This is a genomic window from Faecalicatena contorta, assembly GCF_021531995.1.
Taxonomy (GTDB): domain Bacteria; phylum Bacillota; class Clostridia; order Lachnospirales; family Lachnospiraceae; genus Dorea_A; species Dorea_A contorta_A.
In genome coordinates, this window is record NZ_JAFBIZ010000001.1 from 1 (window position 1) to 13,811 (window position 13,811).

Annotated in this window: 13 protein-coding genes; all 13 read right to left on the minus strand. The window is 43.4% G+C overall.

The window, feature by feature from the left end; translation table 11 throughout:
- Window positions 1-79 precede the first annotated feature (79 nt).
- The 13 genes from JQM82_RS00005 to nudC all read right to left on the minus strand — a co-directional run bounded on the left by JQM82_RS00005 (window position 80) and on the right by nudC (window position 13,810).
- Window positions 80-2,167 (minus strand): polyribonucleotide nucleotidyltransferase, encoded by a 2,088-nt coding sequence (locus JQM82_RS00005; protein WP_235247751.1) that lies wholly within the window; start codon window positions 2,165-2,167, stop codon window positions 80-82.
- A 229-nt stretch (window positions 2,168-2,396) separates the two neighbouring features.
- Entirely contained in the window at window positions 2,397-2,663 is a 267-nt protein-coding gene (rpsO, locus tag JQM82_RS00010; protein WP_235247752.1) for a 30S ribosomal protein S15, read from the minus strand.
- A gap of 137 nt (window positions 2,664-2,800) precedes the next feature.
- Window positions 2,801-4,453 (minus strand): Na/Pi cotransporter family protein, encoded by a 1,653-nt coding sequence (locus tag JQM82_RS00015; protein WP_235247753.1) that lies wholly within the window; start codon window positions 4,451-4,453, stop codon window positions 2,801-2,803.
- A gap of 12 nt (window positions 4,454-4,465) precedes the next feature.
- Complete coding sequence (locus JQM82_RS00020) at window positions 4,466-5,392, minus strand: bifunctional riboflavin kinase/FAD synthetase (RefSeq protein ID WP_235247754.1); 927 nt, start codon at window positions 5,390-5,392, stop codon at window positions 4,466-4,468.
- A gap of 20 nt (window positions 5,393-5,412) precedes the next feature.
- A complete protein-coding gene (gene truB / locus JQM82_RS00025; RefSeq protein ID WP_235247755.1) occupies window positions 5,413-6,336 on the minus strand; it encodes a tRNA pseudouridine(55) synthase TruB in 924 nt (307 codons plus the stop codon).
- A 12-nt stretch (window positions 6,337-6,348) separates the two neighbouring features.
- Complete coding sequence (locus JQM82_RS00030) at window positions 6,349-7,314, minus strand: DHH family phosphoesterase (protein WP_235247756.1); 966 nt, start codon at window positions 7,312-7,314, stop codon at window positions 6,349-6,351.
- Window positions 7,298-7,690, minus strand: coding sequence for a 30S ribosome-binding factor RbfA (gene rbfA / locus JQM82_RS00035; RefSeq protein WP_235247757.1), 393 nt, complete (start codon window positions 7,688-7,690; stop codon window positions 7,298-7,300). Before rbfA ends, JQM82_RS00030 begins: the two co-directional genes overlap by 17 nt.
- 15 nt (window positions 7,691-7,705) lie before the next feature.
- Window positions 7,706-10,540 (minus strand): translation initiation factor IF-2, encoded by a 2,835-nt coding sequence (infB, locus tag JQM82_RS00040; RefSeq protein WP_235247758.1) that lies wholly within the window; start codon window positions 10,538-10,540, stop codon window positions 7,706-7,708.
- A gap of 14 nt (window positions 10,541-10,554) precedes the next feature.
- Complete coding sequence (locus JQM82_RS00045; RefSeq protein WP_235247759.1) at window positions 10,555-10,878, minus strand: L7Ae/L30e/S12e/Gadd45 family ribosomal protein; 324 nt, start codon at window positions 10,876-10,878, stop codon at window positions 10,555-10,557.
- Window positions 10,865-11,119, minus strand: a complete 255-nt coding sequence (gene rnpM / locus JQM82_RS00050) for an RNase P modulator RnpM (protein ID WP_235247845.1) — start codon at window positions 11,117-11,119, stop codon at window positions 10,865-10,867. Before rnpM ends, JQM82_RS00045 begins: the two co-directional genes overlap by 14 nt.
- Before the next feature lie 33 nt (window positions 11,120-11,152).
- A complete protein-coding gene (gene nusA, locus JQM82_RS00055; protein ID WP_235247760.1) occupies window positions 11,153-12,325 on the minus strand; it encodes a transcription termination factor NusA in 1,173 nt (390 codons plus the stop codon).
- 24 nt (window positions 12,326-12,349) lie between these two features.
- The gene (gene rimP / locus JQM82_RS00060; RefSeq protein ID WP_235247761.1) at window positions 12,350-12,817 is read right to left on the minus strand and encodes a ribosome maturation factor RimP; all 468 of its coding nucleotides are present in this window, start codon (window positions 12,815-12,817) and stop codon (window positions 12,350-12,352) included.
- Between the two features lie 156 nt (window positions 12,818-12,973).
- A complete protein-coding gene (gene nudC / locus JQM82_RS00065; protein ID WP_235247762.1) occupies window positions 12,974-13,810 on the minus strand; it encodes an NAD(+) diphosphatase in 837 nt (278 codons plus the stop codon).
- Window position 13,811: the final 1 nt, after the last annotated feature.

Genomic DNA, 13,811 nt, shown 5'->3' on the forward strand with positions numbered 1-13,811 from the left:
ATACGTATACTTATACCAAAAAAAAGCACATGACATCTGATGCTTTCATCATCAAATGCCATGTGCTAATTTTACACTTTTATTCAGCTACATCTTTCATGCTGAAGGACATTCTTCCCATCTTGTCTTTTCCAAGGCAGACCACCTTTACTACATCTCCGAGTGTCAGCACATCCTCTACTCGATTGATTCTTTCTTTTGAAATCTTGGAAATGTGTACCATTCCTTCTTTTCCAGGTGCAAATTCTACGAATGCACCAAATTCTTTGATGCTGACCACTTTTCCTTCCAGAACCTGTCCAGCTTCAAAGTCTGTAACAATGATATAGATCAGCTTGCGTGCCTTATCCATGCTCTCTGCATCTGTTCCGCAGATGGACACAGAGCCATCATCTGTAATATCAATCTTAACGCCTGTCTGGTCAATGATTGCATTGATTGTCTTTCCTCGCTGTCCCACTACATCACCAATCTTCTGTGGATCGATCTGCATCTGGATAATCTTCGGTGCATACGGTCCTACTTCCGGTCTTGGTTCTGCGATTGCTTTGGACATTACCTCATCAATGATGTAGAGTCTTGCTTTTCTAGTCTTTGCGATTGCTTCTTCAATGATCGGTCTTGTCAATCCATGAATTTTGATGTCCATCTGAATTGCTGTGATACCCTTATGCGTTCCTGCAACCTTGAAGTCCATATCTCCGAAGAAGTCTTCCAGGCCCTGAATATCTGTCAGTACAAGATAATCCTCATCGGTATCTCCCGTTACCAAACCACAGGAAATACCTGCAACTGCAGATTTGATCGGAACACCTGCAGCCATCAATGACATAGAAGATGCACATACACTTGCCTGTGAAGTGGATCCATTGGATTCAAATGTCTCAGATACGGTACGGATCGCATATGGGAACTCTGTCTCATCCGGCAGTACCGGAATCAGTGCACGCTCAGCAAGCGCTCCATGTCCGATCTCACGACGTCCCGGTCCTCTGGAAGGTCTTGTCTCACCTACAGAGTAAGACGGGAAATTGTAATGATGCATGTATCTCTTAGTGGTTTCAGATTCATCCAGACCATCGAGTCTCTGTGCCTCAGCAAGAGGTGCAAGTGTTGTAATATTACAGATTTGTGTCTGTCCACGTGTAAACATTGCGGAACCATGCACTCTCGGAATCAGATCAATCTCTGCAGCCAGCGGTCTGATCTGATCGATCTCTCTGCCATCCGGACGCTTGTGATCCTTTAAGATCATCTTGCGAACCGTCTTTTTCTGATACTGATATATAGCATCCGGAAGAACTGCAAGCCATTCTTCATTTTCAGCAAATGCCTCTTCCAGTTTTGCAGTGATCACACGAATATTCTCTTCTCTTGTCTGTTTATCATCTGTGAACACAGCTTCTTCCATCTCAGCCGGTGTTACAATCTCTCTGATTGCAGCGAATAACTCTTCCGGAACTGCACAGCTCTCATATGCATGCTTCGGCTTTCCACATTCTGCAACGATCGTATCGATAAATGCGATCACCTGCTGGTTCACTTCATGTGCTGCAAAGATTGCATCTATCATTGTCTGTTCCGGAACCTCATTGGCTCCTGCTTCAATCATGATTACTTTTTCTTTTGTTGATGCAACCGTCAGAGCAAGATCGGATACTTCCTTCTGCGCTGCAGTAGGGTTAAATACAAACTCTCCGTCAACCAGTCCTACCTGAGTTGTAGAGATCGGTCCATCAAACGGAATATCAGATATTGTCGTAGCAATTGCCGCTCCAAGCATCGCCGTAAGTTCCGGTGAACAGTCCTGATCTACAGACAGAACCAGATTCTCCAGTGTTACATCGTTACGATAATCCTTTGGGAACAGAGGTCTCATCGGGCGATCAATCACACGACAGGTAAGGATTGCATTCTCCGTTGCTTTTCCTTCTCTCTTATTAAATCCTCCCGGAATCTTTCCAACAGCATATAATCTTTCATTATACTCAACACTAAGTGGGAAGAAATCAACACCTTCTCTTGGCTTCTCTGATGCAGTTGCCGTACAAAGGACTGTAGTATCACCATAGTGCATCAGAACTGCACCGTTCGCCTGTTTCGCTACTCTGTCGACATCAACTCTCAGAGTTCTTCCGGCTAATTCCATTTCAAACTTCTTATACATATTATTCTCCTTTTATGAAATCTTCTGTGAACCGAATTTTCCCGAAACTACTGAAAAATATACTTTTCTGCAAATACACTTTTCAGTGGTCTCGGATAAACTATATCAATTCACAATCTTAATTATTATACCATAGTTCTCAGAAATATGCCACCATATTTTAAAATATCTGATTTGATTTGAGTCCAAAAAATGGGACGTCCTTCCGAACGTCCCAAAATAGCTGATATTATTTTCTCAATCCAAGTTTTTCGATCAGTGTACGATATCTTTCAATATCTGTCTTCTTAAGATATGCAAGAAGTCCTCTTCTCTGACCAACCATCTTCAGAAGTCCTCTTCTTGAATGATGATCCTTCGGATTGTTCTTGAAGTGCTCTGTCAGGTCATTGATTCTTGCTGTCAGAATTGCAATCTGTACTTCCGGTGAACCTGTGTCTCCGGCTGTTCTTCCATACTGAGCTACAATCTGTTCTTTCTGTTCTTTTGAAATCATTGTTACATCCTCCTAAAAATCTAATCTTTAACGCCTGATATTAAGTAATGGTTGGAGTATCCAGTTACCGAACACCGGCTTTTACCATTTGTTAAGTATATCATACAGAAGACATAAAGTAAAGCAAAAATTTACAATTATTCTTCTTCCTCTTCTTCCGGATCATTTCCGTCCGGCTCCAGAATTGCAAATGCGATATTTGTTGCATGATCGGCAACACGTTCGAGTCCGGATACTGTATCTGAGAATATCATTCCCGCTTCCGGTGTACATTTATTCTTGGTCAGACGCTTCACATGCGCTTTCTGAAGTCTCTTTTCCTCTGCATCGATTTCATCTTCCAAATTTAAGATTTCACGCATATGTTCATGGTTGTCATTAGTAAACATATCCAGTGAATACTCCAGGATTGTCACAACCTTATCCATCATATCCTGAAGCTGTTTCTTGGCTTTGTCGCTCAGTTCAACATCCTCTTCCACTCTCATTTTTGCAGAATCTGCAAGGTTCTCTGCATGATCACCGATACGTTCGATATCATTTACCACATGGAAAAGAGCTCCAATCAGTCCTGCATCCGCAATCGGCAGATCCATCTCATTGACCCGGACCAGATAATCGGTAATCTTCCGGTTCAGGAAATCCACATATTTCTCCCTCTGGTATACTTCCCGCATCTTTTCTTCATCCAGCATACAAAGCGCTTCCATACCTGTTTTCAGATTCTGTATCGCAACTTTTCCCATATGTTCGATCTCGCGTATTACATCACGTACAGCCGTAGTGGATGACATCATGGAACCCTCTCCGATATAAAGAAGCTCATATTCGTCATCTGCCGTTGCATCTTTCCCCGGCACGATCTTATAGGTTGCTTTCACGATCCATCCCATGAACGGGAACATCATAGCCACCTCAAGCACCTTCATAAGCGTATGAACATTTGCAACCGAACGCGCCAGACTGCCTCCGGATATGTATAGAATCATATTTGTAAATGGTTTGATCGCAACAAGCAGGATACAGAAGAAGATTGTTGAACCAATCAGGTTAAACAGGAAATGAATCAGCGCTGCACGCTTTGCATCCTTCTTTCCGCTGAGACTCGCTACCAGGGCTGACACACAGGAACCGATATTACAGCCCAGAATCATAAACGGACATATCGTAAACTCCAAAAGTCCCTGAGACACCATCAGCAGGATAATACCTACCGTTGCAGAAGAGCTCTGCAGCACTGCCGTAATCAGAAAGCCTACCAGGATCGCTGCAAACGGATTCGTCAGGGATGCGAGAAAATTCAGGATCTCCGGTGAATTTTTTACAGCCGTCATGCTGTCTGACATAATACTGAGTCCCATGAACAGAATACCAAATCCCAGAATAACTTCTCCGATTTTTTTGATACTCTGCTTTTTACAGAACATTACCATAATGACACCGATGATAACTATCAATGGTGCAATGTCTGACAGATTGAAAGCAATCAGTTGTCCGGTTATTGTCGTACCGATATTGGCACCCAGAATAACGCCTGACGCCTGCATCAGATTCATGAGTCCTGAGTTAACAAAACTGACCACCATTACCGTAGTCGCATTAGATGACTGAATAATCGCAGTAAAAACGATTCCTACTACCATTCCTATAAATCTGTTCTTTGTAAAAAACTCCAGGATACTCCTCATCTTGGCGCCAGCTGCTTTTTCCAGACCTTCGCTCATCATTTTCATTCCATAGAGGAAGAAACCCAGTCCTCCAAACAGCAGAAAAATTGTTGTGATCCCCATTCGTATTCTCCTTTATTTCTCAAATGTGAAAAAATGTTTCCCAGATTCTATATCTCTGTCAATACAGCTTTTCAGCTCGTCCACAGTGTCAAACTTACGTTCCGACCTGCAAAACTTCAATAATTCAACAGTGACTTCTTTTCCATAAGCATCTCCATGAAAATCAAACAGAAAACTTTCTGTCAGCACTCTGTTCTGATCACTCACGGTCGGATTCACGCCTACATTTGATATGCCCTGATATCTCCGCCCATCCATCCATATATAACACAGATACACTCCGTAAGGTGGAACGATCTTATCCGACGGCCATGACACATTCAATGTCGGAAAACCAAGCGTTCTTCCAAGCTTCCTTCCATGCTCCACTCTTCCGCTTACACTATAATGATATCCCAGAAGTTTCCGGACAAGTTCCATGTCTCCCTGCTTCAGGACCTCCTTGATATAAGTACTGCTGATGATCCTGTCATGATATCGTTCTTTTTCCATCACAAACAGTTCATATCCGAAGATCTTCGCATACTTTGACAACATGTGAACATCTCCATGCTTTTCATATCCAAACTGAAAATCAGTTCCTACCACAACATATTTTGCATGAAAAAGCTGTTTTATAATGTTCTGAATAAAATCTTCCGCATGCATCTGCCGAAAATTCTGCGTAAAGGGACACTCTACCAGATAATCCACTTTTCCATTCAGATGCACCTTGCGTTCCTCCCCCGTCATAAGCACCTGTGGGAAAATCCCTTTTCCCTCCCACAAAGGATGCATGTCAAAGGAGCATACAACGCTGCAGATACCTTCCTTTTCACTTAATTCGCGTACCTTATCTACCAGAATCTGATGTCCTCTGTGCAGACCATCAAATTTCCCGAAGGTAACCGCCGTTTTTCTGTCATCATGATAATGTGACAGCCAACTGATATATTGCATGTTTGTCCCTCTAATCGTAATTATTCCTCACAAAAGAACATCTTTACAATCCGATATTCTTTCTTTTCCTCCTGCCAGTTATAAAGCCCTATAAAATGTTCCTGCTCATCATATAATCTGATACATTCGCCGTCACATTCCGGCTGAGGAGTCTTCCCATTCTCCCCGTATACCGCACTGCATGGCAGGGAATTTCCATTCTTTGCCAGAAAATCCCAGGATTTTCTGACGATAAGCTTACGATATTGCAGAAACATACTGTCAATCGGAGTAATCACATCCATTAACCGGCCTTCCTGCTTCTTCCTGGCAATCTCATCCAGGGTCAGACTTTCTCCGATTTCAAAGTGGCTTACCCGTGTACGTGTCAGTTCTTCCATGCAGCCTCCGCATCCCAGTTTTTCACCTATATCATGGCACAGAGTACGGATATACGTTCCTTTCGAACAGGACACCCGCATTTTCACTCTCGGGATCTGTATCTCGAGTATCTCTATCTCATGAATGATCACTTTTCGGGATTTGCGCTCTACCACTTTCCCTTCGCGGGCAAGTTCGTACAGTTTTTTTCCTCCTACCTTCAAAGCGGAATACATCGGCGGAACCTGTTCATATTCTCCGGCAAAACTATTTATGGCCGCGAATACCATCTCTTCACTCAGATCTTTCGTATCATTCGTTTCAAGAATCTGTCCGCTGATATCCTGTGTATCTGTAGACTGACCCAGAAGAAGAACCGTCTCATAGGTCTTATCTTTATCTGTCAAAAGATCACACAGCTTGGTAGCTTTCCCGAGGCAGACCGGAAGTACTCCCACAGCATCCGGATCCAGTGTACCCGTATGTCCGATCTTCTTCTGACCTGTAATTCCCCGAAGCTTTGCTACCACATCGTGAGATGTATAGCCTTTTTCCTTGTACACATTTAATATCCCATGTATCATATAACACTCCTGTTACTCTACTGTCTTCCTCATCTGCAGTTCAATCTGCTCAGACAGATTATTCAGTACGTCATGAGGTGATCCGTGCATAGTAAAGCCTGCAGCTTTCCGGTGACCTCCTCCGCCAAAATATTGCGCAATACGGCTTACATCTATCTTATCTTTTGACCGGAGACTCACTTTATAGATATTCGTTTTCTGCTCATACATGAAAATGGCCACTTCAACGCCCTTTGTCACCCGAAGCTGGCTTACAATCCCCTCCAGATCCTTGGGCGTCACTCCATAGAATTCCATAACATTATTTTTTACATAAGAAGCGATACATGCTCCGTCCATAAACACAATACTTTCCAGGAGCGCTCTCCCTAGGATCTGGTTTTGTGCATATGTCTTCTCATAAAATGTATCCTGTATGATTCTCGGACCATCCACCCCTTTTTCCAGAAGCCCTGCAGCTATCCGCATCGTATCCGGACTCGTACAGGAATACTGAAATACGCCTGTATCATGTACAATTCCCAGATACAAAGAAGAAGCTGTCTCAAGAGAAATTTTATCCTCTTCCAGCAGTCTGCAGATAAGTTCAGAAGTGGAACTGGCATCCGGAACTACATAATTCTCCTCAGCAAATCCTTTGTTACTGATATGATGATCCACGCAAAGCGTATGTTTTGCAGCATCAAACAGTGGTACAGAAAATTCCAGTCTGTCCTTGTCACCGCAATCCAGACAGATAAACAGATCATAAACCGTCTGCTCTTCTGGTATCTCGTGCCGAATCTCTTTTGCAACTTCTATGAACTGAAAGGATTCCGGAATCTCTTCCAGATAAACATCTACTCTTTTGTCTTTACAGTTCTCGCGGATATACTGATACAGCCCAAGACATGAACCCACACAGTCACCATCCGGACGAGCATGGCCGCCGATTGCAACAGAACCGGCATCCATTAACATCTTATTCAGAATATTCATCGGTATCATCACCTTCCGTTTTCAAGCCTCTGGTTACTTCTTCGATCTTTTTCGACATATTAACGCCATATTCAATCGACTGATCCAGCACGAACCGGATCTCCGGTGTATTCCGGAGATTCAATGTTCTTGCCAGTTCCCGGCGGATATATCCTTCCGCACTCTGCAGTCCCAGGATTGTCTGTTCCTGCTCATGTTCGTCTCCCAGCACACTGATGTATGCCTTACATGTTTTCAGATCCGGGGCAACCTCAGCGGTTACCACAGAAGTCCATGGTGCAACACGCGGGTCTTTGATCCCGCCACGGATAATGTTGCTGAGTTCTCTCTGAACTTCTGTGTTTACCCGGGTATTCTTTATACTTCTTTTTCTCATATATTACTCCCTGAATTATCTTGGAATCTCGACCATCTTAAATGCTTCTACAAGGTCGCCTTCCTTCACATCATTAAAGTTGGCAAATACGAATCCACACTCATATCCGGCTCTCACTTCTTTTACGTCATCTTTAAAACGTCTCAGAGATGCCAGCGGTCCTTCAAAGATTACGATTCCGTCACGAGTCAGACGTACAGAACAGTCTCTTTCAAATGTTCCATCAAGCACATAAGAACCGGCAATCGTTCCGACACCGGAAGCCTTGAATGTCTGACGCACTTCCGCATGACCCAGTACCTTCTCTTCAAATACAGGATCCAGCATACCCTTCATAGCAGCCTCCACATCCTCGATCGCATTATAAATGACGCGATACAGACGGATATCTACACCTTCTCTGTCTGCAGTCTCCTTTGCAGTTACATCCGGACGGACATTAAATCCAATGATGATTGCATTTGACGCAGATGCCAGGCTGACATCGGATTCATTGATTGCACCTACACCTCCATGAATAATCTTCACCACAACTTCATCATTGGAAAGCTTCAGAAGACTCTGCTTAATTGCTTCCACAGATCCCTGAACATCCGCTTTGACTACAATGCCAAGTTCTTTCAGATTACCTTCCTGAATCTGTGTAAAGAGATCATCCAGAGACAACTTGGACTTCGTATCTTCCAGAAGTTTTACTTTACTCTGAGAGATAAATGTATCTGCAAAGCTTCTTGCTTCTTTATCGTTAGCACATCCGACAAATACTTCTCCTGCATTCGGAACGTCATTGAGTCCCAGAATTTCTACCGGAGTAGAAGGACCTGCCTCTTTTACACGCTTACCCTTATCATCCATCATGGCTCTTACTTTACCATGTGCAGAGCCGGCAGCAATAGAATCCCCAACTCTCAAAGTTCCCTTCTGCACCAGAATATTTGCCACGGAACCTCTTCCTTTATCCAGTTTTGCTTCCAGAACCAGACCTCTTGCACGACGATTCGGATTTGCCTTAAGTTCCATCACTTCAGCCGTCAGAACGATCATCTCCATCAGATCTTCCAGTCCTTCTCCAGTCTTGGCAGATACCGGTACAAAGATGGTGCTTCCACCCCAGTCTTCCGGAATCAGTTCATATTCTGTCAGTTCCTGTTTCACACGTTCGATATTTGCACTTGGCTTATCAATCTTATTTACCGCAACAATAATCTCAACACCTGCGGCTTTTGCATGGTTGATTGCTTCTACGGTCTGCGGCATCACACCATCGTCTGCAGCAACGACCAAGATCGCAATATCCGTAGAACTTGCTCCACGCATACGCATTGCCGTAAATGCCTCATGTCCCGGTGTGTCGAGGAATGTGATCTTCTCCCCGTTGATCTCTACAACATATGCACCGATGTGCTGTGTGATTCCTCCCGCTTCTTTGTCAATCACATTGGTATGACGGATTGCATCCAGAAGAGATGTCTTACCATGGTCAACGTGACCCATAACACATACAACCGGCGGACGTTTTTTCATCTTCTTTTCGTCCTCTTCATCTTCCCTGAGAAGTTCCTCGATTACATCTACAACCTCTTCCTTCTCACAGAGAACATCGAACTCCAGTGCGATCTCTTCTGCAGTTTCGTAATCAATTTCCTGGTTAACGGTTACAATCTTACCCTGCATAAACAATTTCTTTACAATGACAGAAGGAACGATCTTCATTTTATCAGCCAGATCTTTAATTGTAAGAACTTCCGGAATTACGATGGATTTTACTTCTTCTTCCACCTTCTGAGCTTTCTGCTGCGGCTTCTGAAGCTGCTGTTTCGGCTCATTTTTCTTTTTGCCCTTCATCATGCCGTCCTCGTCATCTCCATGACGATAGTCTCTTTTCTTATAATCGTCCTTACCCTTTCCCTTGCTCCTCTGTGGCTTCTGACCTTCGATTGCAGGTGCCGGAATACTGGAATTATTTCTTCTGTCACTGCCGCGTCTGTCTGATCTTTCTCCCTGCTTACGTCCCTGATTTCTGTCTCTTCCGTCACGGCCGTCTCTTCCGTCACGGCTGTCACGGCCGTCTCTTCCGTCACGATCTGTACCAAATCGCTCCTGACGTCCGTTCTGTGGACGATCTCCACGCTGAAATCTCTGTCCGCCTCTGTTGTCACGGGCGTCTCTGTTATCACGATTTTCTCTGTTTTCGCGAGTTTCTCTGCTATCACGGCTGTCACGGCCGTCTCTTCCGTCACGTACCGGTCTTGTATCACGGCTGTCTGATCGTCTGTCAAAAGTTCTTTCACTTTTTTCCTGACGTCTCGGAGCCTGATTTTTTTCATTGGAAACCGTCTGCTTCTCCTGCACTTTTTCTACCGGTTTTTCCGGACGCTTTTCTGCCTCCGGCTTCTCCTGTGGCTGTACCACCGGACGTTTTACCTGCTCCTGTGGCTTTTCAGCCGGCTTCTGCTGTGGTTTTTCCAAACGTTTCTCAGTCTGAGGCTTCTCTGCAGATGCCCCGGCTGCCGGTTTCTTTGCCGGACGTCCGTTATTCACCTGTAATGGTCTGCCCTGTGACGGATTCTGTCTGTTTCCACCAGGTCTTCTTCCCTGCTTACCACCGTTTTGTGTGTTCTGCGGACGGAACACATGTACAATATTCTTCTTCTTCGGAGCTTCCGCCTCTGTCTTCTCTACACTCTTTTCACCCTTCGGAAAAGCCTTTCTGACTGCTTCTGCATCTGCTTCCTCTACTGCACTCATATGTGTTCGTACTTCTATGTTTTTACTTTTCAGGAAATCAACGATTTCCTTATTGGAAACCCCCAATTCCTTCGCTAATTCATATACTTTGATTTTTGACATATTGTCTGCCTCCTCTATGCAATTGTATTATCTTCTGTGTCCATATACTTCCTGATCCCTTTTGCAAATCCCTCATCCAAAATGGCGAGAGAAGCACGAAATTCTTTTCCCATTGCATGCCCCAGGGTATCTTTATCTTTATAAAAATAAATCGGCACCCGGTAAAAGTCACACATATTTTTAAATTTTTTCTTTGTATTATCAGAAGCATCATCTGCAACAATCACAAGTACTGCCCTTCCTGTCTTAACTTCTTTTTCCGTACAGAACTCGCCGCTTACGGTTTTACCCGCTTTCGTTGCCAGACTGATGAGTGACAAAACTCTATTCTGACTCAAGTGACTCCAACTCCTTTTCCAATGCTTCATACACTTCTTTCGGAATTGCCTGCTTAAAAGAACGCTCCAGACCTTTGTTTTTCACTGCTTTTTCCAGGCATTCTTTTGACGGGCAAAGGTAAGCTCCTCTTCCATTCTTTCTTCCGGTTGCATCCAGAAGGAATTCTCCCTGTGAAGTATGAATGACACGAATCATCTCTTTTTTACTCTTCATTTCCTGGCAGCCTACGCATTTACGCATAGGCAGTTTCTTATTTGCACCCACGCACTTCACCTATTCCTCTATATCATCTACTTCTTCAAATTCGATCTCCGGATCTTCTTCTGTATATTCTTCCTCGTAAGGCTCTTCATATTCCTCTTCATAAACACCTTCACTCAGTTCCATATAGTTTTCCGGAAGTTCACCAGATTCAATCGCCTGTGTCTCACTCTTAATATCGATCTTATATCCGGTAAGTCTTGCTGCCAGTCTTGCATTCTGTCCTTCTTTGCCAATTGCCAGTGACAACTGATAATCCGGAACGATTACACTTGCAGTCTTTTCATCCGGATCTGCCATTACAGAGATGACTTTTGCCGGACTCAGAGCATTTTCAATAAAGATTGCCGGATTATCGCTCCAGTTAATGATATCAATCTTTTCTTCATGAAGTTCATTGACGATAGCATTCACTCTGGCTCCGTTCATACCTACGCATGCACCCACCGGATCTACATCCGGATCATTGGACCACACTGCAATCTTGGTTCTGCTTCCTGCTTCTCTGGCAATACTCTTGATCTCTACGATACCATCCTTCACTTCCGTTACCTCTGATTCAAACAGACGTTTTACCAGTTCCGGATGTGTACGTGATACCAGGATCTTCGGTCCTTTTGTTGTGTTCTTTACTTCTACAATATACAGTTTGATACGGTCTGTCGGTTTGAACACCTCGCCTTTCACCTGCTCATTCTCTGTCAGCATTGCATCTGCCTTGCCAAGGTTAACGCTGATATTTTTCCCAACATAACGCTGTACAACACCTGTAACAATATCTTTCTCTTTTTCAAAATACTGATCATATACGACTTTTCGTTCTTCTTCACGAATTTTCTGAAGAATCAGGTTTTTCGCATTCTGTGTTGCGATACGTCCGAACGCTTTGGATTCGATCGGAACATGAACCACATCACCAACCTCATATTTACTGTCAATCTGCTTTGCAGCTTCCAGGCTGATCTGTTCCAGCTTATCTTCCACTTCTTCTACGACCGTTTTTTCTGCATACAGCTGATAATCACAGGTTTCTCTGTCCATGATCAGTTTGATATTGTCCGTCTTTCCAAAATGATTCTTACATGCATTCATAAGAGAATTTTCAATTGCATCCAGCAGAGTCTCTTTGCTGATGTCTTTCTCTTTCTCCAGGATATTCAATGCTTCTAATAATTCTGTATTCATGATATTTCCTCCTTTATCTGATCCTTAAAAATCAAAAGCCAGTCGAATTAAAGCAATATTGCCTTTTTCAAATGTCTTTTCTGTTCCGTTTTCCATCTCTATCGTTACTGTCGTTTCATCATAAGCTCTGAGAATACCGGTAAATTCTTTCTGTTTTTCAATCATTCGATAAGTGCGGATCTCAACCTCTTCGCCAAGACTCCGCTTAAAGTCTTTCTCCTTTTTCAGTGGTCTTCCAAGCCCCGGGGAACTGACTTCCAGAATATATGCATCATCAATATAATCCTTTTCATCCAGAATATCTGAAAGTTTTCTGCTCACCGTCTCACAGTCATTTACCGTAATTCCGCCCGGCTTATCGATATATGCACGCAGATACCAGTTGCTTCCTTCTTTTACATATTCCACATCCACCAGTTCAAATCCATGTTCTTCCACGATCGGCTGCAAAATCTCTTCTGTTTTCTGTTCGTAAACTTCTCTTTTTGACAATGTAAAATTCCTCCTTATCAAACAAAGAAGAGTGAACTTTGCGTTCACTCTTCTGCCGATTGACTTATGTTACTAGAAATAAGTATAGCACTTCATATCCTGAAAATCAAGCGTTTCTTCAAGAAATCTCTTTTTTTGCAAAATCTATCTTATCTCCTATACGTCTCCGTTTTTAAATGCCATCATCATTTCATTTGTAAGGCTTAAGTCTTCTTCCTTTACCGGCATCTTCTCCCGTTCAAACCATTCCGCCAGAGCAAGCTCATCCTGATCCAGCGTAATAGAATCATCTCCGTCTAATTCGCAGAAAAATCCAAGCAGCAGTGTATCTGTAAATGACCACGGCTGACTTTTATAGTATCGGATATTTTTTACTTTCAGACCAACTTCCTCCATAACTTCTCTGCGAACGGTCTCCTCAATCGACTCCCCGATTTCATTAAATCCTGCAAGAAGTGCATACTTTTTATATTCTCTTCCGGCATATTTTGACATCAGAATCTTATTGCCATGTGTCAGCCCGATAATGACTGCCGGACAGATCTTCGGAAATTCCATCAGTCCACACTGCGGACAACGCATCATACGCTCCTTTTCATCCTGAATCATAAGCTCTCCACATCGGCCACAGTAGCGCCGTGACTGATACCAGCGATAGAGCTGCCATCCTGTTAAAGCTGCAAACTGCCGATATTTGGGTCTGGCACTTCGAAAATACTGCTTATCTTCCAGGTGATATTCCGGAAAATTATCCGGATCAATTCCATTCGCCAGATAGTATCTCTGACCGTCGATGGAAAACAGATACGTATAATTCTTCCAGATCTCACTACTGTATTTTTTGGCCTCACCAAACGTCAGAAAGGCAATCTCATCATCTTCTGTTCTGATCAGTATTCTTCTTCCTTCATAATATAACAGTATACTGTCATCTTCCGGCGGCTGTGGCCGGTATTCATTTCTATATTCATGTGGTTCGATATTCTGTATCATA

Bases quoted from the DNA above. Each gene is read 5' to 3' on its own strand.
- JQM82_RS00005 (WP_235247751.1), bottom strand. From the start codon at position 2,167: ATGTATAAGAAGTTTGAAATGGAATTAGCCGGAAGAACTCTGAGAGTT.
- rpsO (WP_235247752.1), bottom strand. From the start codon at position 2,663: ATGATTTCAAAAGAACAGAAAGAACAGATTGTAGCTCAGTATGGAAGA.
- JQM82_RS00015 (WP_235247753.1), bottom strand. From the start codon at position 4,453: ATGGGGATCACAACAATTTTTCTGCTGTTTGGAGGACTGGGTTTCTTC.
- JQM82_RS00020 (WP_235247754.1), bottom strand. From the start codon at position 5,392: ATGCAATATATCAGTTGGCTGTCACATTATCATGATGACAGAAAAACG.
- truB (WP_235247755.1), bottom strand. From the start codon at position 6,336: ATGATACATGGGATATTAAATGTGTACAAGGAAAAAGGCTATACATCT.
- JQM82_RS00030 (WP_235247756.1), bottom strand. From the start codon at position 7,314: ATGAATATTCTGAATAAGATGTTAATGGATGCCGGTTCTGTTGCAATC.
- rbfA (WP_235247757.1), bottom strand. From the start codon at position 7,690: ATGAGAAAAAGAAGTATAAAGAATACCCGGGTAAACACAGAAGTTCAG.
- infB (WP_235247758.1), bottom strand. From the start codon at position 10,540: ATGTCAAAAATCAAAGTATATGAATTAGCGAAGGAATTGGGGGTTTCC.
- rnpM (WP_235247845.1), bottom strand. From the start codon at position 11,119: ATGCGTAAATGCGTAGGCTGCCAGGAAATGAAGAGTAAAAAAGAGATG.
- nusA (WP_235247760.1), bottom strand. From the start codon at position 12,325: ATGAATACAGAATTATTAGAAGCATTGAATATCCTGGAGAAAGAGAAA.
- nudC (WP_235247762.1), bottom strand. From the start codon at position 13,810: ATGATACAGAATATCGAACCACATGAATATAGAAATGAATACCGGCCA.